The sequence below is a fragment of the Pseudomonas sp. GW823-FHT06B06 genome, from assembly GCF_058795195.1.
Genome location: NZ_JBXAHO010000022.1, coordinates 32321 through 49842, shown reverse-complemented (window position 1 = coordinate 49842; position 17522 = coordinate 32321). Strand labels below are relative to the sequence as shown.

General features: G+C 59.3%; 16 protein-coding genes and 1 other RNA gene. 4 read left to right on the top strand and 13 right to left on the bottom strand.

What is annotated here, in order from left to right; all coding sequences use genetic code 11:
* Nucleotides 1–40 precede the first annotated feature (40 nt).
* Entirely contained in the window at nt 41–589 is a 549-nt protein-coding gene (locus AC1Q8Q_RS20025; RefSeq protein ID WP_492615433.1) for an adenine phosphoribosyltransferase, read from the top strand.
* A gap of 128 nt (nt 590–717) precedes the next feature.
* On the opposite strand, the gene AC1Q8Q_RS20020 is transcribed toward AC1Q8Q_RS20025, so the two are convergent.
* From AC1Q8Q_RS20020 to dnaX, 5 genes are all read right to left on the bottom strand, one after another.
* Nucleotides 718–1866 carry an acyl-CoA dehydrogenase family protein gene (locus AC1Q8Q_RS20020; protein WP_492615432.1) on the bottom strand — a complete coding sequence of 383 codons (1149 nt, stop codon included), beginning with the start codon at nt 1864–1866 and terminating at the stop codon, nt 718–720.
* A gap of 180 nt (nt 1867–2046) precedes the next feature.
* Nucleotides 2047–2649, bottom strand: coding sequence for a recombination mediator RecR (gene recR, locus AC1Q8Q_RS20015; protein WP_020800658.1), 603 nt, complete (start codon nt 2647–2649; stop codon nt 2047–2049).
* Nucleotides 2650–2724: 75 nt separating this feature from the next.
* Nucleotides 2725–3762 (bottom strand): NADPH-dependent curcumin/dihydrocurcumin reductase, encoded by a 1038-nt coding sequence (curA, locus tag AC1Q8Q_RS20010; protein ID WP_492615431.1) that lies wholly within the window; start codon nt 3760–3762, stop codon nt 2725–2727.
* 273 nt (nt 3763–4035) lie between these two features.
* On the bottom strand, nt 4036–4374 hold the full coding sequence (locus AC1Q8Q_RS20005) for a YbaB/EbfC family nucleoid-associated protein (RefSeq protein WP_007933349.1): 339 nt from the start codon (nt 4372–4374) through the stop codon (nt 4036–4038).
* Nucleotides 4375–4440: 66 nt separating this feature from the next.
* Nucleotides 4441–6513, bottom strand: coding sequence for a DNA polymerase III subunit gamma/tau (gene dnaX / locus AC1Q8Q_RS20000; protein ID WP_492615430.1), 2073 nt, complete (start codon nt 6511–6513; stop codon nt 4441–4443).
* A gap of 135 nt (nt 6514–6648) precedes the next feature.
* Between dnaX and AC1Q8Q_RS19995 the strand changes: the two genes are divergently transcribed.
* A complete protein-coding gene (locus AC1Q8Q_RS19995) occupies nt 6649–7401 on the top strand; it encodes a substrate-binding periplasmic protein (protein WP_033043482.1) in 753 nt (250 codons plus the stop codon).
* On the opposite strand, the gene AC1Q8Q_RS19990 is transcribed toward AC1Q8Q_RS19995, so the two are convergent.
* Entirely contained in the window at nt 7368–9104 is a 1737-nt protein-coding gene (locus AC1Q8Q_RS19990; RefSeq protein ID WP_492615429.1) for a putative bifunctional diguanylate cyclase/phosphodiesterase, read from the bottom strand. The two genes, AC1Q8Q_RS19995 and AC1Q8Q_RS19990, sit on opposite strands and share 34 nt — an antisense overlap.
* A gap of 281 nt (nt 9105–9385) precedes the next feature.
* Between AC1Q8Q_RS19990 and AC1Q8Q_RS19985 the strand changes: the two genes are divergently transcribed.
* A complete protein-coding gene (locus AC1Q8Q_RS19985) occupies nt 9386–9700 on the top strand; it encodes a helix-turn-helix domain-containing protein (protein ID WP_020800653.1) in 315 nt (104 codons plus the stop codon).
* Nucleotides 9701–9872: 172 nt separating this feature from the next.
* Here AC1Q8Q_RS19985 and ffs read toward each other — a convergent pair.
* From ffs to AC1Q8Q_RS19970, 3 genes are all read right to left on the bottom strand, one after another.
* Nucleotides 9873–9969: signal recognition particle sRNA small type (gene ffs, locus AC1Q8Q_RS19980), an RNA gene on the bottom strand.
* Nucleotides 9970–10449: 480 nt separating this feature from the next.
* Nucleotides 10450–11301, bottom strand: a complete 852-nt coding sequence (locus AC1Q8Q_RS19975) for an urea carboxylase-associated family protein (RefSeq protein ID WP_020800651.1) — start codon at nt 11299–11301, stop codon at nt 10450–10452.
* Nucleotides 11302–11316: 15 nt separating this feature from the next.
* Entirely contained in the window at nt 11317–11970 is a 654-nt protein-coding gene (locus AC1Q8Q_RS19970) for a GntR family transcriptional regulator (RefSeq protein WP_083348494.1), read from the bottom strand.
* A 173-nt stretch (nt 11971–12143) separates the two neighbouring features.
* Here AC1Q8Q_RS19970 and AC1Q8Q_RS19965 point away from each other — a divergent pair, with 173 nt between their 5' ends.
* Complete coding sequence (locus tag AC1Q8Q_RS19965; RefSeq protein ID WP_033045097.1) at nt 12144–12701, top strand: TetR/AcrR family transcriptional regulator; 558 nt, start codon at nt 12144–12146, stop codon at nt 12699–12701.
* Here AC1Q8Q_RS19965 and fabF read toward each other — a convergent pair.
* The 4 genes from fabF to AC1Q8Q_RS19945 form a co-directional block, all read right to left on the bottom strand.
* Nucleotides 12698–13972, bottom strand: coding sequence for a beta-ketoacyl-ACP synthase II (gene fabF, locus AC1Q8Q_RS19960; RefSeq protein WP_492615428.1), 1275 nt, complete (start codon nt 13970–13972; stop codon nt 12698–12700). The genes AC1Q8Q_RS19965 and fabF overlap by 4 nt on opposite strands.
* Before the next feature lie 31 nt (nt 13973–14003).
* Nucleotides 14004–14798 (bottom strand): SDR family NAD(P)-dependent oxidoreductase, encoded by a 795-nt coding sequence (locus tag AC1Q8Q_RS19955; RefSeq protein ID WP_436277229.1) that lies wholly within the window; start codon nt 14796–14798, stop codon nt 14004–14006.
* Nucleotides 14799–15008: 210 nt separating this feature from the next.
* On the bottom strand, nt 15009–15344 hold the full coding sequence (locus tag AC1Q8Q_RS19950) for a ComEA family DNA-binding protein (protein WP_492615427.1): 336 nt from the start codon (nt 15342–15344) through the stop codon (nt 15009–15011).
* A 112-nt stretch (nt 15345–15456) separates the two neighbouring features.
* On the bottom strand, nt 15457–17451 hold the full coding sequence (locus AC1Q8Q_RS19945) for a polysaccharide biosynthesis protein (protein WP_492615426.1): 1995 nt from the start codon (nt 17449–17451) through the stop codon (nt 15457–15459).
* Nucleotides 17452–17522 lie beyond the last annotated feature (71 nt).

Sequence of the window (17522 nt, the reverse complement as noted above, 5' to 3'; positions counted from 1 at the left end):
CGTTATACTGTGTCGTTTGCAGCCTGCCAGGACTCCTTCGATGGTCTTCGATTCCTTCGACATCAAATCCCTCATCCGCCCCGTGATCGACTTTCCGAAGCCCGGTGTGATCTTTCGCGACATCACCCCGCTCTTCCAGTCGCCCACGGCACTGCGCCTGGTGATGGACAGCTTCGCCCACCGTTATGTCGAGGCGGACTTCACCCACATTGGCGCCATGGATGCCCGGGGTTTCCTGATTGGCTCAGTGCTGGCTTATCAGTTGAACAAGCCGCTGGTGCTGTTTCGCAAGCAAGGCAAGTTGCCGGCCGACGTCCTGGCAGAAGGCTATGCGACCGAATACGGCGAAGCGTTTCTTGAAGTGCACGCCGACAGTCTGTGCGAAGGCGATTCTGTGGTGATGTTCGATGACCTGATCGCTACAGGCGGCACCCTGATTGCGGCGGCAAACCTGATTCGCCGCATGGGCGCGCAGGTGCATGAAGCGGCGGCGATCATCGATTTGCCGGAGCTGGGTGGGTCGCAACGCTTGGAAGATATGGGGATCCCGACGTTTTGCCTGACGCAGTTTGCCCTTTCCGATAAATAAGCGGCGACTTCACCGATGCCTTCGCGAGCAGGCTCGCTCCCACAGTGGTGCACAAAATATGTGTACAGCGAAAATCCCCTGTGGGAGCGAGCCTGCTCGCGAAAGCGTCAATCGCTACACCGCAAGTCTCAAAGCCCCATCTGCTTGCTGATGATCTCGTTCATCACTTCCCGCGTCCCGCCGCCAATCGACAGAATCCGGTTATCCCGGTACAACCGCTCCACCAGGCTCTCGCGCATGTAACCCGAGCCACCCAGTATTTGCACGGCATCGTAGGTAATCCGGTCCGCCGTGTCCGTGGCAAAGTTCTTGGCCATGGAAATCTCCTTGATCACGCTCTTGCCCCCCGCCATTTTTGCCGCCTGCCGATAGGTGAACTCCCGTGAGACTTCGAGGGCCGTGGCCATCTCCGCCAGGCGATGCTTGATCACCTGGAACTTGCCGATCGGCTTGCCAAAGGCTTCACGCTCACGCGCCCACTTGAGGCTCTCTTCCAGCGCAAGCTGCGCGGTCATGTTGGCCATCAAGGCCAGGGCCAGGCGTTCGTTCTGGAAATTGCCCATGATGCAGGCGAAACCCATGTTTTCGCCGCCGATCAGATTGCCTACAGGCACTGGGCAATCATCGAAGAACAATTCGGCCGTGTCCGACGCCCACCAGCCCATTTTCTTCAATTGCCGCCCCACGGTGAAACCCGGGGTGCCCTTCTCGATCAACAACAGGCTGATGCCAGCGAAACCCGGCTCACCGGTGCGCACCGCGACGGTGTAGTAATCCGCGCGTACGCCGCTGGTGATGAACGTTTTACTGCCGCTGACCCGGTAGAAGTCGCCTTCACGCACGGCGCGGGTTTGCAGGTTGGCGACGTCGGAACCGCCGCCGGGCTCGGTGACGGCCAGGGCGCTGATTTTCTCGCCGGACAATACCTGTGGCACCACCCGATCCCGTACGCAAGGCCTGGCCCACTTGACTATCGGCGGCAGGCCAATGTCCAGGGAGCCCAGCCCCGCCACCAGGCCGCCCGAGCCACAGCGCATCAGCTCTTCGCTGGCGGCGATCTTGGCGAATACATCCCCTTCGTGACTGCCGCCCAGGCTTTGCGGGTAGCCAATGCCGAGAATCCCCGCCGCACCGGCCTTGAGGTAGAGCGCGCGGGGAAAGCTTTCGGCTTCCTCCCATTGATCAATGTCCGGAAGAATCTCGCGCTGAACGAAACGCCTGACGCTGTCGCGGACCATTTGGTGGTTGGGGTCGAAGTATTCCTCAAAGGCAGGCATGGGCGAGCTCCACTGAAGGGTTCAGCGAAGTTAACCGAGCGCTTGCTTGGTTTTCAACAGAAATGAGTGAATCAGTTGGACCAAGTCGCCTGGATCGCCAGCAAGCCGGCTCCTACAGGCTCAGCGCAGCCCCTGTGGGAGCGGGCTTGCTCGCGAAGACGTCAGCCCAAACAACACAAATTACAAACTTATCGGCTTACGCCCTGCAAACGAATGCGCCAGCGTCCCGCCATCCACCAACTCCAGCTCGCCGCCCAGCGGTACCCCATGGGCGATACGCGAAGCGATCAGGCCTTTGCTGCTGAGTAACTGGGCGATGTAGTGCGCAGTCGCCTCGCCTTCCACGGTCGGGTTGGTGGCGAGGATGACTTCGGTAAAGGTGCCCGCCTCTTCGATCCGCGCCATCAATTGCGGGATGCCGATTGCCTCCGGCCCCAGCCCGTCAAGCGGCGAAAGATGCCCCTTGAGCACGAAGTAGCGGCCACGGTAACCGGTCTGCTCCACGGCATAGACATCCATTGGCCCTTCCACTACGCACAGCAAGGTGTCGTCGCGGCGGGTATCGGCGCATTGCGGACAGAGGTCGTCTTCGGTCAGCGTGCGGCACTGACGGCAGTGACCGACCCCATCCATGGCCTGGTTCAGGGCCAGTGCCAGGCGCGAGCCGCCACTGCGATCACGCTCGAGCAACTGCAACGCCATGCGCTGGGCGGTTTTCTGACCCACCCCTGGCAAAACTCGCAGGGCGTCGATCAGTTGGCGAATCAAAGGGCTGAAGCTCATGGGGAAAAGTCCGACGAAAACAACGAGACGCGGTTTATACCCGCGCCTCTGTTGAGCGTCAATTCACAGCGTCATTTAGTCGTTGGGCGCGACCCGCACCACCAGCTTGCCAAAGTTGCGCCCCTCCAGCAGCCCGATGAACGCCTCGGGCGCCTGCTCCAGGCCATCGACCACGTCTTCGCGAAACTTCACCTTGCCATCACGTACCCACGGCGCCATCGCGCTGATGAACTCCGGCTGACGGTCACCGTAGTCGTCGAACACGATAAAGCCCTGGATTCGCACACGCTTGGTCAACAGCGTGCGCTGCAATAGCGGCAGGCGATCCGGGCCGCTCGGCGCTTCGCTCGCGTTGTAGGAAGCAATCAGGCCACAGAGCGGAACCCGCGCCTTGGGGTTGAGCAACGGCAACACGGCGTCGAACACCTTGCCACCCACATTCTCATAATAGATGTCGATACCCTTGGGGCACGCCTTGGCAAGCTCGTCGACGAAATCCGGGCTCTTGTGGTCGATGCAGGCATCGAAGCCCAGCTCTTCAGTGACATAACGACATTTTTCCGCCCCGCCCGCCACGCCGACCACGCGCAGGCCCTTGATCTTCGCCACCTGTCCCACCACCGAACCGACGGCGCCAGAGGCCGCCGCGACCACCAGGGTCTCGCCTTCCTTGGGCTGGCCGATGTCCATCAAGCCCATGTAGGCGGTCATGCCCGGCATGCCCAGCACACCCAGGGCCATGGAGGGGCTGGACAGGCCCGAGGGCACTGGAATGATGCTGCGACCGTCATTGATGCTGTGGCTTTGCCATCCCGTGGCGCCGACCACCAGGTCGCCTTCGTGGAACTTGGGATGCAACGAACGCTCAACCCGGCTGACAGCACCACCGGTCATCACTTCGCCGATTTCCACCGGTGCGGCATAAGACGGCGCGTCACTCATGCGCCCGCGCATGTAGGGGTCCAGCGACAGATAGAGGGTCTTGAGCAACACCTGGCCCTCGGCCAGGTCGGGCAGCGCGACCCGCTCCATCCGAAAATTCTCCGGCGTCGGCGCGCCGACAGGGCGCGAGGCCAGGACGATACGTTGGTTGAGGGTCATGGGGTCAGACATGTCAGCGTCTCCTTTGATCGATGAATTCGGGGGTATAGGGAGCAGACCTTGGTGGCGGTACGGCGTTCGATGTTTATTCCGGGCACATGATCGCTCCCACGCTATGCGTGGGAATGCAGCCCGGGACGCTCCGCGTCCCTTTCTGAAGCTGGAACGCGGAGCGTCCCTTTAGGCATTCCTTTGCTACGCGTGGGAACGATCAGTGACCAGAAACAAAAATGCCAGGCGCGATGCCTGGCATTTTTTGTAGCTCATCCAACGCCCGAAGGCGAATCAGAATGGCAGTTTCATGCCCGGTGGCAGTTGCATGCCAGCGGTCATGCTGCCCATTTTGTCCTGGCTGTTGGCTTCGATCTTGCGCACGGCGTCGTTGACGGCCGCGGCGAACACCGCTTCGAGCATTTCCTTGTCATCTTCGCTCAGGCCTTCGACCAGGCTTGGGTCGATGGTCACGCGCTTGACGTCGTGACGACCGGTCATCACCACGGTGACCATGTCGCCACCGGCTTTACCGGTGACTTCGGCGTTGGCCAGCTCTTCCTGCATCTTGGCCATTTTTTCCTGCATCTGCTGCGCCTGCTTCATCAGGCCGGCCATGCCACCTTTCATCATGGGAATCACCTCAAAAGTACTTGGATTAAACGACGCCCAACCCGTACGGGCGAGCGCCTTCAGTTATTAGCCCTGACTGGCCAGGGCCTCGACAGGTTCAATAGTATCGTTACGGATCACCGCACCGAACTGCTGCATCATTTGCTGGATGAACGGATCACCGTGGATCGACTCCTCGGCCTCGCGCTGACGGTCGGCACGCCGACGGGACGCCGCCTGGGCCGGGGTTTCCTGCTCGGGCTTGATCAGCTCCATGGTCAGGGTCAGGGTCCGCCCGTGATACTGGTTCAACGCTTCATTGAGACGACGTTGTTGAGTGGCGTTGAACAAGGCGCTGTGGGCCGGGTCCAGGTGCAACAACCAATTGTCGCCATCGACCGCGATCAGCGTGCAGTTGGCGGCGATGCTGCCAGTCATGCCGGAAATCGGCAGGTTCGGGAACAGCTCCAGCCATTGCAGGGCCAGGCCCGTGGCCGGCGCTGCGGCGGGCTCAGGCTCGGGCTCCGCGGCAGGCTCGGCGGTGTGTTCGCTGGCCAATTCGTCGAGGTAGCTGTAGGCCGAGTCCATGTCTGGCTCGATATAGTCTTCGTCCAGCGGCGGCTCGTCATCCATGTCCATGCCCGGGGTAGCGGCATCGACTTGCGCCACCGTCGGTTCCGGAATGGGCGCGGCGGCCCACTCCGGCGCGTCCGGTACCACGCTGTCCGGGGTCGGCAACGGCATGGGCGGCAACTCAGGCTGCTCGCTGGCGGTTTCCAGCACCGGCTCGACAGCTGGCTGTTGAACGGCTTCTGGCTCGACCGGGTCGTTCCATGGCAGGTCGACCACCTCCTCGACCACGACCGCCTCGACCACCGGCTCAGGTACAGGTACAGGTACAGGTACAGGTTCAGCGACAACCGGCGCGGGTGCCGGAGCCACCGCCGCGACAGGTGCAACCGGTGCAGCGACGACCTTTGCAACGACCGGCGTGGCAGCCACTGATTTGGCGGAATCAACCGTGGCCTGGCTGATCCCCACTGGCTTTAGCGGTTGCCTCGGCGCGTCCGCGGTGTCCGCGGGCCGGAATGCCAGCATGCGTAACAGCACCATTTCAAAGCCGCCACGGGGATCCGGCGCCAGCGGCAAGTCGCGGCGGCCGATCAGGCCCATCTGGTAATAGAACTGCACGTCTTCGGCCGGCAACGCCTGGGCCAGGGCCAGCACCCGGTCTCGGTCGCCATGACCGTTGTCGACGCCTTCCGGCAAGGCCTGGGCAATGGCAACCCGGTGCAGCACATTGAGGATCTCCGAGAGCACGCCATTCCAGTCCGGGCCTTGTTCGGCCAGGTGGCGGACCGCTTCGAGCAGGGCCTTGGCATCGCCTTCGATCAGCGCATGCAGGACGTCATAGACCTGGCCGTGATCAAGGGTGCCAAGCATCGCCCGAACGTCCGCGGCCATGACCTTGCCCTCACCGAAGGCAATCGCCTGGTCGGTGAGGCTCATGGCATCGCGCATCGAACCGTCGGCGGCGCGACCGAGCAACCACAGCGCGTCGTCTTCGAACGGCACGTTCTCGACACTCAGCACGTGGCTCAAATGCTCAACGACCCGTTCCGGGGTCATGTTCTTCAAGGAGAACTGCAGGCAACGCGAAAGAATCGTTGCAGGAAGTTTCTGCGGATCAGTGGTGGCCAGGATGAACTTGACGTAGGGTGGCGGCTCTTCGAGGGTTTTCAACAGCGCATTGAAAGAATGGCTGGAGAGCATGTGCACTTCGTCGATCAGGTAGACCTTGAAACGCCCGCGGCTGGGGGCGTACTGCACGTTGTCGAGCAACTCGCGGGTGTCTTCGACCTTGGTGCGGCTGGCGGCGTCGATCTCGATCAGGTCGACGAAGCGGCCTTCATCGATCTCGCGGCACACCGAACACTCGCCACAGGGCGTTGAAGTGATACCTGTTTCACAGTTCAGGCATTTGGCTATGATCCGCGCGATAGTGGTCTTGCCGACCCCGCGCGTACCGGTAAACAGGTAGGCGTGGTGCAGCCGCTGGCTGTCCAAGGCATTGATCAGAGCCTTGAGCACATGGGTCTGGCCGACCATTTCGCGGAACGAGCGCGGACGCCATTTACGTGCAAGAACCTGATAACTCATCGAAAACCGTCGCAGCGAAGGAAGCAGAAGCGGCTAATGCTAGCGGAGCAAGGCACAAATTGCATCCGGTGCGCTCGTCTAATCTGGCTAAGCTGCATTTTGCGGGCTTTTTGCGTCAAAGTTAGCGGAGCGTTTATGCGGTTAGCCTGGGGGGCACTGCTGTTGTTAAGCCTGGACGGAACGGCCGCTGATGCGCCGTTGCGCTTCGTGGTGCCTGACAGTTGGGCGATGCCGATGGTGCAACTTGAACGTGGCCGGCCGACCCAGGGCATCCTGTATGACGTGATGCTCAGCCTCGCGACCCAGGTCGGCGTGCCGGCGCAGTTCCACGTATTGCCCCGCGGCCGGGTGCAAAACGCCATGGAACAGGGCGAGGTCGACATACGCTGCTACGCCGCGCAGTCCTGGACGCCGAACCAGTCCGGCGACTATATCTGGAGCATTCCGCTCTGGACTCAACCCGACCTGCTGGTCAGCCGTCCCGATGCGAATACCTCCGTCACGCCAACACACTTGCCCCATCAATCGATCGGGACGGTCCTGGGCTACAGTTACCCAACCCTGCAACCCCTGTTCGACGCCAACCGGCTGTATCGCGACGATGCCCGCAACCAGGAACAGGTGCTGGAGAAGCTGCATGCCGGGCGCAACCGCTATGCGGTCAGCAACCAATGGACCCTTGACTGGTTCAACCAGCGCTTGTTGCCGCAGCAGCAACTGCAAAGCGTGGCGCTCCTGCAGGAGCAACGCGTCGGCTGCTACGTGCGCAACGACCCCAAGGTGCCGGTGCAGCGCATCCTGCGCACCCTGCTGCGCATGAAGATGTCCGGGGAGATCGACGACATCATTGCCCTTTATGTCGGAGGCAAGACTGAACCCAGGCCATGACCTTGTGCGGTGGCATCTGCCGCCCGCCATTGCGCCGGCACGACAAAACCCGCGACCCAGCCGGGCACATCGTCAGCAGGCATCGGCTGCGCAATGAAATTGCCCTGGGCCACCTCGCACCCCAGGCGCAACAGCAACTCACCGTGCTCGATACTTTCCAGCCCCTCGGCGATCACCTGGCGGCCAAATGCCCGGGCAAGGCCGATCACGGCCGTGGTCAATGCCAAGTCATCGCCATCATGAAGAATGCCGCGCACAAAGGACTTGTCGATCTTGATGGCCTGGGTGCGCAGGCGCTTGAGGTAACTCAGGGATGAGTAGCCGGTGCCGAAATCCCCCAGGGAAAACTGCACCCCCAGCGCCTGGCAAGCCTGCAGACAGGCACTGACATGCTGGATGTTCTCGACCGCGACCGACTCGACGATTTCCAGGTCAAGCCGCTGCGGAGCGACTCGCTCGTGCCGCGCCAACAGGTTTTTGAGGCGCTCGACGAAATCCGCCCGCTGAAAATGCCGCGCCGCGATATTGATGCTCACCGGCCAGTCATGCCTGGCCTGGCGCCATTGATCCAGTTGCGCCAACACCCGGTCCAGCACCCACTCACCGATATCGATGATCAGGTCCGTCTCCTCCACCTGAGGCAAAAAATCCCGGGCAGGCATCAAGCCGATTTGCGGGTGCTCCCAGCGCAGCACCGCCGCAAAGCCAACGACTTGGCCACGGCGCATGTTGACCTTGGGCTGGAACTGCAGGCGCAGCTCTCCGGCATCCAGCGCCTGACGCACCCGTTCGACCGTCTCGTGAGTGGCCTTGACCTCGCGGTCGCGGCTCACGTCGAACAAGTGAAAGCGCTTGCGACCGCTCTGCTTGGCCACGTACATGGCCTGATCGGCATGACGCAGCAAGGTCCCGGCATCTTCGTTGTCGTGAGGAAAGAGCGTGACGCCAATACTGGCAAACACATTGATGTCCTTGCCGTGCAGTGAGTACGGTGCCGATATCGCCCCCAGTACCCGGTTCAGCGCGGCCCGCAATTTCGGCAGGTCATGGACGTAGCGCAACACCAGGACGAACTCGTCGCCGGCCAGCCGCGCGACCACATCCTCGCCACGCACGACGTTGCGCAGGCGCTTGGCCACCTCCACCAGCAACAGATCGCCGGTGGCATGCCCGTAGCCGTCATTGATCGCCTTGAAGCCGTCGAGATCGAGCATGCACACTGCCAGCGGAATGCTCTCCTGCCGGGAGAACTCCAACGCCTGATCGAGCAGATCCGAGAGAAATGCACGATTGGGCAGCCCGGTCAGCACGTCATGACCGACCCGCCATTGCAGGGAATGCAGGAGCTGGCGTTTTTCGCTGATGTCAAAGCGAATCGACAGATACCGCTCTACCCGCCCGGTGGCAGTCTCGATCACCGGCACCATGGTGCTTTCGACCCAATACAGGCTGCCATCCTTGGCACGATTGCAGATCTCACCCTTCCAGATATGACCCCGGGAGATGGTGCGCCACATGTCGACGAAGAAGTCAGTGGCGTGCATGCCGGAATTGAGCATGCGATGGTTTTGCCCAAGCAACTCTTCACGGCTGTACCCGGACACTGCGCAAAACTGTTCATTGACGTGGGTGATCCGGCCGCCCAGGTCGGTCTCGGAAAAAATCGCGGCGGCATCCACCGCCCTGCGGTATTTCTCATCCATGAGTCAGGCTCGTTGTCGCCGGCGGTGGAACCCGTTCAAGGCAGCAACACCGATGCTGGTAATATTCTGCAAGACTGCAAGTGGCTTTCGCCGCCTTGCGTAACTACGCAATAGTGGCTTTTTCATATTATTCCATAATCTGAAACAAGCTCACTCAATGTCGCTTTTGGACGGCAATTCTACGAAATGCATCACATTTTGCAAAGCAAGGTGATGGTTAATGCAGTTGCCTATTACTACATCAATCGTTAAGTTCTTGATTCTAAATGGGAATTAAAGCGATGCACATTTCAAGTTTGGGTCCAGCCATCCGGCGGTACCGCAAGGTCGCGGGGCTTACTCAGGCTGAACTTGGCGAAAGAACCGGTTTTGACCCCAAAACCATCAGCCGCTTCGAAACCGGTACCTATACCCCCAGCGTGGACGCACTGTTCATGTTTGCCAATGTGCTGGGGGTGAAGCTGAAAGCCTTTTTCGCCGACCCTGGCGATGAGGACGAACAACGGGCGTACCTGTTCGATGTCATACATAAAGCCCCCCCAAAGGATCTGGGAAAGCTGATTGCAGCGGTTGACCAGGCCTTGTCCAAGCCTTAGAGCCAGCAAGAACGATGATCGACGTGTCGCGTCCGACAGGTCGAGCTCCTTTTTTATGTCGCCACCAAATCGCAGACGACAAAAAGCCGCGATGGGCAGGCGCCATGGCGGTACAGGAAACTGGTTTGATTGATTACGCGAGAGAGGGTCTCGCGGTTCGTTAAGGTGGTAACCCCACCAGCCACACCCCGGCACACAATGTCACCGCTGCGGCTGCTCCCTTCCAGGCCTGACCGGGTTCACGGCTGATCGTTGCGGGGGGACCGATGGGGTCACCATAACGACGCTCACCTGACGGCGAGCCGCGCCATTGTACCTATCTGGGACGAAGTTACAACCGTTCGAGTGGATTAAAAAAAATGAGCGGGTTCAAGGACATGCGATGGGCTTGAAAAGCTTGACGGCGTAGATATCCATTCCCGCGGTAACGGCCCCCTATGGTTTCGCCCTTACGGCGAGTCACTTGGAAGAGCCTGTAGGAGCGAGCCTGCTCGCGATGAACCTGAGAGCACCGAGGGGTGTCAGGTGCCCAGCGTCATCGTTGACGACCATCGCGTGCATGCTCGCTCCTACAGGGCCCGCCGCGATGGGAGGGGGGCAAGAAAATCAAAAGCCAAATCAAAGCTTATGCGAGGCGGCTTACCGGCTGGCCTGATCGGGAGCCGTATGCAATCCCCTGTAGGAGCGAGCCTGCTCGCGATGGTCGCCAACGATAACGCGTGGCAGCTGATTCACCGGCAAGCCACCGCCTACTTTTCCCAATCGGCCTTAGCAATGTGCAACCCATGCAACCCCTGGTACGCCGCACGCTCCGGCTGGCTCCAACCCTCAAGCAACGCATCATCCAATCGATAAACCTCCACCCCCAACGGACGGCACACGCTCAGCGGATCCTGCGCATCCGGTCCCCACATGGCCAGTGACAAATCGCCTCCCGGGCAGGTCGACAGTGCGCAGAGCAAATCGATTTCGGCGAAGAACTCCAGGTAATCGCCCTTCTGCGCCGGACAGGCCTTCATGAAGTACATGTCGTCGTGGTTTAGCCCCGTGCACTGGAAAATGTTCAGCACGTCATGCACGTCGAATTCGGTCAGGCCGTGAGGCAGTACCGCACGGGTCAGGTTGGAATGACAGTGATGGTGAAAGTCCTCGCCGGTGAGCATCTTGTTCACGTACGGATCGCAGCGGGTACCGAGCAAGTCGTGCAGGCGCCCGCCATGTTCGTCGATACCGTACGCGGCGAGGCTGTCATCGGTGATGGTCACCAGCGGCCGCAAGAATGGCAGGTTCGACCAGAGCCGATCGTGGGTGCTGACGTGCGCCCCCTGCAACTGCCGGGTCCGCGCCGCCCACAAGCGTTCGCGCGGATCGTTGGCGTTCCACACGTTGAAATCCCCCACCTGCGGCCCGACCGGCGTGGTCACGCGAAACACGTGCCCGGCTGGCACTTTCCAGGCACGACCAGTACGGATCGGCACTTCGAATGACTCGATCAGGGTGCGACCGTCCTTCGCGTCGCGAACCCGCTCGTAGAAAGCCTTGTCCACCTGCAAGGCCGAACCTTTGCTGACTTGATAAGCCGCCGGATAGTCTTTGTACATGGCACACACCCTCGATCAGTGATGGGAAGCAGTGGCAAACAATTGCGACAGCAGATGTTCGGAATCATCGAGATACAGGCACATGGCGTCTTCGGCGCCGCGCTTGTCGCCCTCGGCAAGCAGCTCATGGATTTGCCGATCGCGAGCCAGCCAGGGCGCCTGGAAACGTGCTTCATCGGGAGCGCTGCAGAACACCAGGCGCAATTGCGCGACGACGTTGGTGAAGAACGCGTCGAACAAAGGACTGCGCAACAACCCGACAATGTGTTGGTGAAAGGCCAGGCCATGGGTGCCAACGGCGCGCCAATCCTCGCGCTCCCGGGCCAGCTCGGCGGCTTCCAGGGCTTCGAGCATGCGGTCGGACTCATACTCGCGCAGAGGCCGGCTGGCACTGATGGCCTGCAATTCGAGCGTGCGTCGAACCCGGAACAGGTCCCGCACATCCTCAATCCCCAGCCGGCGCACCATGACTCCCTTGTTGCGCACATAGCGGGTCAAACCCTCCTGCCCCAAGCGGTGCAAGGCCTCCCGAATGGTATTGCGCGACGCGTTATAGGCGGCCACCAAATCGCTTTCCACCAGGGACATGCCCGGCAGCAATCGCCCACCAATGATGTCGCCACGTAACTCCAGTGTGATCTGATCGGCCAATGACAGCCCGCTGTTCATACTCATTACCCCGGATTGTTCAACAATCGTTGGTGAATGAGTAATCACTATTCGTGCCATATTTCATTGGGGTTCGATCAAGTTCGACGCATCTGCATGCTTTTTAGAAATAGAAGTACAGTCACCATCCAATTTTCATTGGTTAATATGGCGCATTGATGTGGAGATATCAGATGCGTTACTCGCAGGACCATAAAGCCCAGACACACCAACGCATCATCAAGGAAGCTTCCGTGCGCTTTCGCCGTGACGGCATCGGCGCGACCGGCCTGCAACCGCTGATGAAAGCGCTGGGCTTGACCCACGGGGGCTTTTATTCACACTTCAAGTCCAAGGACGAGTTGGTGGAAAAAGCGCTGCAGGCCGCCGGGGATCAAGTGGACGTCACCTGCGCCGAGCTATTTTCCCAAGACCGCCCGCTGGAGGCATTCATCAACGCCTACCTGTCCGAATGGCACCAGACCTCGCCCCACGAAGGCTGCCCACTGCCGACCATGTCCTCGGAACTCGGCATGCGCGGCCAGCCAAGCCCTACATCAGACGCGGTGCTTCATGCACGACTTCGACAGATCCAGGGCACCCTCGAGGGCGAAAACATCGAGCGACGCAGCATCGTCATCATGTCCACACTGATCGGCGCACTGCTGCTATCGCGCAGCGTCGAGAACCCCGAGCTGGCTGCCGAGATCCTCGAGGTGACACGCACCCACCTTAATCAGCCTGACAACTAGCCAACCCAGCGCTTGAATAGCACGCTGGCATTCACCCCGCCAAACCCGAACCCGTTGGACAGCGCGTACTCGATCGCCATGGGTCGTGCCTGGCCGCGGACAATGTCCACGCCCTCGCTGGCCGGGTCCGGATTATCGAGATTAAGGGTCGCCGGCACAATCTGGTCCCGGATCGCCAGCAGCGTGAAAATGGCTTCGATCCCGCCAGCAGCACCGAGCAAGTGCCCGGTGGCCGACTTGGTCGAGGTCACTGCAATGCCGTTTTGCGAACCGAACAGCGCCTTGATGGCTGCCAACTCCCCCAGGTCGCCCACTGGTGTCGAAGTGGCGTGCGCATTCAAATGCTGGACCTGCTCCGGCAAAATCCCCGCCTGAGCCAATGCCAATGACATGGCCCGGCGTGCGCCGCTGCCATCCTCAGGCCCCGCGGTCAGGTGATAGGCGTCGGCGCTGGTGCCATAACCCACCACCTCTGCCAGGGGTTGAGCACCACGGGCCAAGGCATGTTCCAGGGATTCGACCACTAGCAGGCCAGCCCCTTCACCCATGACAAAGCCATCGCGGTCGCGATCGAACGGACGCGAAGCGCGCTCCGGGGTGTCGTTGAAAGCGCTGGACAAAGCACGCGCCGCCGCAAAGCCGGCAAGACTGACCCGATCGATCGCCGCCTCTGCGCCCCCACACACCGCAACATCCGCCTCGCCGCAACGAATCAATCGCACCGCATCGCCAATCGCCTGGACGCCAGCCGCACAGGCAGTGACCGGTGCGCCCAGCGGGCCCTTGAAGCCATGCTCGATCGACACATGCCCCGCGGCCAGGTTGACCAGGAAGGAAGGGATGGTGAACGGCGACAACCGTCGCGGCCCACGACTGTCCGTGGTACGCACCGCATCGGCAATCGCCCCGAAACCACCGACGCCGGACCCAATGATGGTTGCCGTACGCTCCTGGGCTTGCGCTGTTTGTGCCTGCCACCCCGCCTGCTCGATCGCCTGACGCGCCGCCTCCATGGCAAACAGGATGAACCGATCCATCTTCTTCTGTTCTTTGGGCGCCGTGGCCCGATCCGAATCAAAACCTGCCTCCGGGTCCTGCGCAACGGTTTGCACCGCCCCGCCGACCTTGGCCGGCAGATCCGCCACCACCTCATCCGGCAAATTGCGCAACCCGGAACGCCCAGCCAACAAGCGCGCCCAGACCGCCTCCACGCCGCTACCCAGCGGAGACACCAGCCCCATGCCTGTCACTACCACTCGACGATCACTCATACCGCCACCACCTCACACCGGTTCGCCCGCGTCATTTGTAACGCGCAGCCGCCTTGCTTTTGGAAAGATTAGGCGCCATGACCAGACGCGCCGCCACAAATGCATCCCAGTCGCCAGCATCCGGCAATGAAGGAATGGTCACCAACTCACCCTGATCCAGTCCCGCCAGCGCCGCATCGACCATCTCCCCCGCCTCCATCACCATATCCTCCGGAATCTGCGAAGCATCGATACCCGAACGCTCCCAGATCTCCGTGCGTGTTACCCCTGGCAACACAGCCTGGACCTTGACACCGGTGCCGTCGAGTTCGGCGTTCAACGACTGAGTCAAACTCAGCACATAAGCCTTGCTCGCGCTGTACGTCGCATTAAACCGCTCGGGAAACAACGCCACCACCGATGCAATATTGATAATTGTGCCCCGACCCGCCTTGGCAAAACTCGCCGCCGCCGCCGACGCCAAACGCGTAACCGCCGTGATATTCAGCTGAATCATGCGCTCCAGCTGGTCCAGATCGGCATTGGCCAACAACCCATCCGCCGCTATCCCCGCATTGTTCAGCAACAGACTGATACTCGAATCACTGCGAAGACGCTGCTCAAGCTTCAGCACGTCATCTTTCTGCGTCAAATCCGCCTTCAACACCTCAACCTGAACACCATGGGCATCACGCAACGCACTCGCCGCCGCTTCAAGCCGACCTTGATCACGGGCGACCAACAACAAATCAAAACCACGCGCAGCCAAACGCTGTGCGTAGACAGCACCGATGCCGGAGGAAGCGCCGGTGACGAGGGCTGTGCCTTGGGACTGGATGGAAGTCATGATGATTGCTCCTGGGAGATGCCAGAGAAAAGGATACGCGCCAAGGTTGTCAGCGCGCCGACATGGAAATCGTATTTATTATAGCCATAATTTAAGCGTCATATGATAGTCGTAATTTTTTGGCCGGTGACGAAAGGCAAAACCGCTCACCCTACGCCAGATGGCAAAAAGGCCGGTCAATGACCGGCCTTCCAAGGCAGATTTACAAGCTTAGTTCACCTGAAGCTTCTCGCGATTCTTATCCAGGAGCGCCTTGCCGAACCCCTTCACCTCGAGCAACTCCTCGGTGGAGGCAAACGGCCCATTAGCTTCACGATATGCAACAATCGCCTTGGCCTTGGCCTCCCCCACACCGGACAACTCACGCTGCAAGGTGGGCGCATCAGCCTTATTGAGATTCACCTTGCCTGATTCCACACCCGCCGAAGCCTCCATAGCCACCGGAGCCTTGGATGCCTCCGGCTTGGCCGCAGGCGCTGCATTGGCGGTGATAGAAGCACTGGTGAGCAGGGCAAAAACCAGGGAATAGAAATAGCCTGTACGCATAAATGACGCTCCATGACATCGGTTGAGGAAGCAGCTTTTCCGCAGCTGCTTCCTCAAGTTAGGCGATGTGGGGAGGGTGTCAAAAATGTGTCTGTTGCGGGATGTGAGACAATCAGGGTTCGAGGCGACGTTGCTGGTAGATCCAGTCGACGATTTCGCCGTCGGGGGTGTAGCCGCTGACGGTTTCGCGCAGGAGTTGGCGGACACGTGTGTAGTCATCGTGTTCAACAGCGCTAAGCAGCTCAGTCAGCTTTGACTTGAGAATTTCCCAAGGTAGGTGATCTTCATTGGCGCTCATGATCATCGGATGTTGTGTCGCGCATACGTTGTCACCAATCAACAGTTCCTCATAGAGCTTCTCGCCGGGGCGCAGCCCCGTGAACTCGATGGAGATATCTCCATGTTGGTTTTTGTCTGAACGAACGCTTAAACCAGATAAATGGATCATTTTCTCGGCAAGTTCAACAATTTTTACCGGCTCGCCCATATCCAGCACAAAAACATCACCACCTTGGCCCATTGATCCTGCCTGAATCACAAGTTGAGCAGCTTCCGGAATGGTCATGAAATAACGAGTGATCTTTGGATGCGTTACCGTTAATGGACCGCCGGACTTTATCTGCTTGTGAAACAATGGAATGACCGAGCCAGAAGAGCCCAGCACATTACCAAAACGCACCATCGTGAAGCGCGTCTTGTTCACTCGCGAAACGTTGGTATTGTCACCAAACAATACCGGGGCAAGCTCTCGACTTAGTGCCTGCAGGGTCAACTCAGCTAAGCGTTTTGTGCTACCCATCACATTGGTCGGGCGCACTGCTTTATCTGTCGAGATCAAAACAAAATTAGCGACGCCCGCCATCAATGCTGCCTGAGCGGTATTGAGAGTACCGATTACATTATTCAGCACTCCCTCGGCAATATTATGCTCAACCATCGGCACATGTTTATAGGCAGCAGCGTGATAAACGGTATCAACATGCCAGGTTTTCATTACATCGAGCAACTTATCCTGGTTTCGCACCGAGCCCAAAATAGGTAAAAGACGAACCGACAGGGATTCTCTAGAAACCCGCTGCTCAAGCTCCGACAATATACTGTAGAGATTGAATTCACTGTGTTCGAATAGAAGAAGCGTGGTCGGACGCAAAGCGAGGATCTGCCGGCATAGTTCAGAACCTATTGATCCTCCGGCGCCGGTGACCAAGACAGTTAGACCCATAACGCAATGCTCAAGTAAGTCACCTTGAGCCGGAACAGCGTCACGCCCAAGCAAGTCGGCAATATCTACTTCCTGAATGTCATCGACTTTAACCCGGCCACTGGCCAGATCCATAAACCCGGGAACACTTCGAACGTGGAGCGGAAAACCTTCGAGAAAACCGAGAATTTCACGGCGTCGCCCACGACTGGCGGAGGGGATTGCCAGCAGAATTTCCTGGGCTCCGGTTTCGTCGATCATATGTTGGATATGTTTTGGCTTATAAACGTGGAGCCCTGAAATGACCCTATCGGAAATGCTGTTATCATCGTCGATAAATGCTACTGGACGCATTATTCGTCCCATTCGCAATGCCGCGACCAATTGATTCCCTGCAGCGCCAGCTCCAAAAATAGCAACTCGAGGTAATCCGTCGTCACGATTAGTGAAAGGCACATGCTGCGCAGCAGAAAACCAGTCACCCAAGAAGTATTGACGCATAGTCAGACGTAAACCGCCAACCATTATCAGACTCAACCACCAATAGTTGAAGATGATCGAGCGCGGGACGATATTTTGATGATTACTGTACCAATAAACGATTACACCAAGAATCAACGACGACAAACTAACCGCCTTGATAATCGCGATTAGAGCATCATTACCAAAATATCGCATCACCGCGCGATACATGCCAAAACGGACGAATAAAGGGATTGCGACTAGTGGTGCACATAGAAAAAGCCACGTATGGACAATGAGCGGATTGACCATATCGTCGATGCCGAGCCGAACTAAAAATGCCAGCCACAACGCAGCCCATACCAAAACGACATCCGTCGCTACCTGAATGAGTCGCTTTTGGCGACGTGGCAGCCCTAACAACAGCGTGCGTAACTTATCCATAACTCCGTCGTACACCTCGAACCGCCCCCTATTGAACGCGTATAACGAGCGCACGCTTCCTGACACACCCG

Bases quoted from the DNA above. Each gene is read 5' to 3' on its own strand.
- AC1Q8Q_RS19995 (WP_033043482.1), top strand. From the start codon at position 6,649: ATGCGGTTAGCCTGGGGGGCACTGCTGTTGTTAAGCCTGGACGGAACG.
- AC1Q8Q_RS19950 (WP_492615427.1), bottom strand. From the start codon at position 15,344: ATGCGTACAGGCTATTTCTATTCCCTGGTTTTTGCCCTGCTCACCAGT.
- AC1Q8Q_RS19975 (WP_020800651.1), bottom strand. From the start codon at position 11,301: ATGTACAAAGACTATCCGGCGGCTTATCAAGTCAGCAAAGGTTCGGCC.
- AC1Q8Q_RS19985 (WP_020800653.1), top strand. From the start codon at position 9,386: ATGCACATTTCAAGTTTGGGTCCAGCCATCCGGCGGTACCGCAAGGTC.
- AC1Q8Q_RS20005 (WP_007933349.1), bottom strand. From the start codon at position 4,374: ATGATGAAAGGTGGCATGGCCGGCCTGATGAAGCAGGCGCAGCAGATG.
- AC1Q8Q_RS19955 (WP_436277229.1), bottom strand. From the start codon at position 14,798: ATGACTTCCATCCAGTCCCAAGGCACAGCCCTCGTCACCGGCGCTTCC.
- AC1Q8Q_RS19945 (WP_492615426.1), bottom strand. From the start codon at position 17,451: ATGGATAAGTTACGCACGCTGTTGTTAGGGCTGCCACGTCGCCAAAAG.
- recR (WP_020800658.1), bottom strand. From the start codon at position 2,649: ATGAGCTTCAGCCCTTTGATTCGCCAACTGATCGACGCCCTGCGAGTT.
- AC1Q8Q_RS19990 (WP_492615429.1), bottom strand. From the start codon at position 9,104: ATGGATGAGAAATACCGCAGGGCGGTGGATGCCGCCGCGATTTTTTCC.
- AC1Q8Q_RS19970 (WP_083348494.1), bottom strand. From the start codon at position 11,970: ATGAACAGCGGGCTGTCATTGGCCGATCAGATCACACTGGAGTTACGT.
- dnaX (WP_492615430.1), bottom strand. From the start codon at position 6,513: ATGAGTTATCAGGTTCTTGCACGTAAATGGCGTCCGCGCTCGTTCCGC.
- AC1Q8Q_RS19965 (WP_033045097.1), top strand. From the start codon at position 12,144: ATGCGTTACTCGCAGGACCATAAAGCCCAGACACACCAACGCATCATC.
- fabF (WP_492615428.1), bottom strand. From the start codon at position 13,972: ATGAGTGATCGTCGAGTGGTAGTGACAGGCATGGGGCTGGTGTCTCCG.
- curA (WP_492615431.1), bottom strand. From the start codon at position 3,762: ATGTCTGACCCCATGACCCTCAACCAACGTATCGTCCTGGCCTCGCGC.
- AC1Q8Q_RS20020 (WP_492615432.1), bottom strand. From the start codon at position 1,866: ATGCCTGCCTTTGAGGAATACTTCGACCCCAACCACCAAATGGTCCGC.
- AC1Q8Q_RS20025 (WP_492615433.1), top strand. From the start codon at position 41: ATGGTCTTCGATTCCTTCGACATCAAATCCCTCATCCGCCCCGTGATC.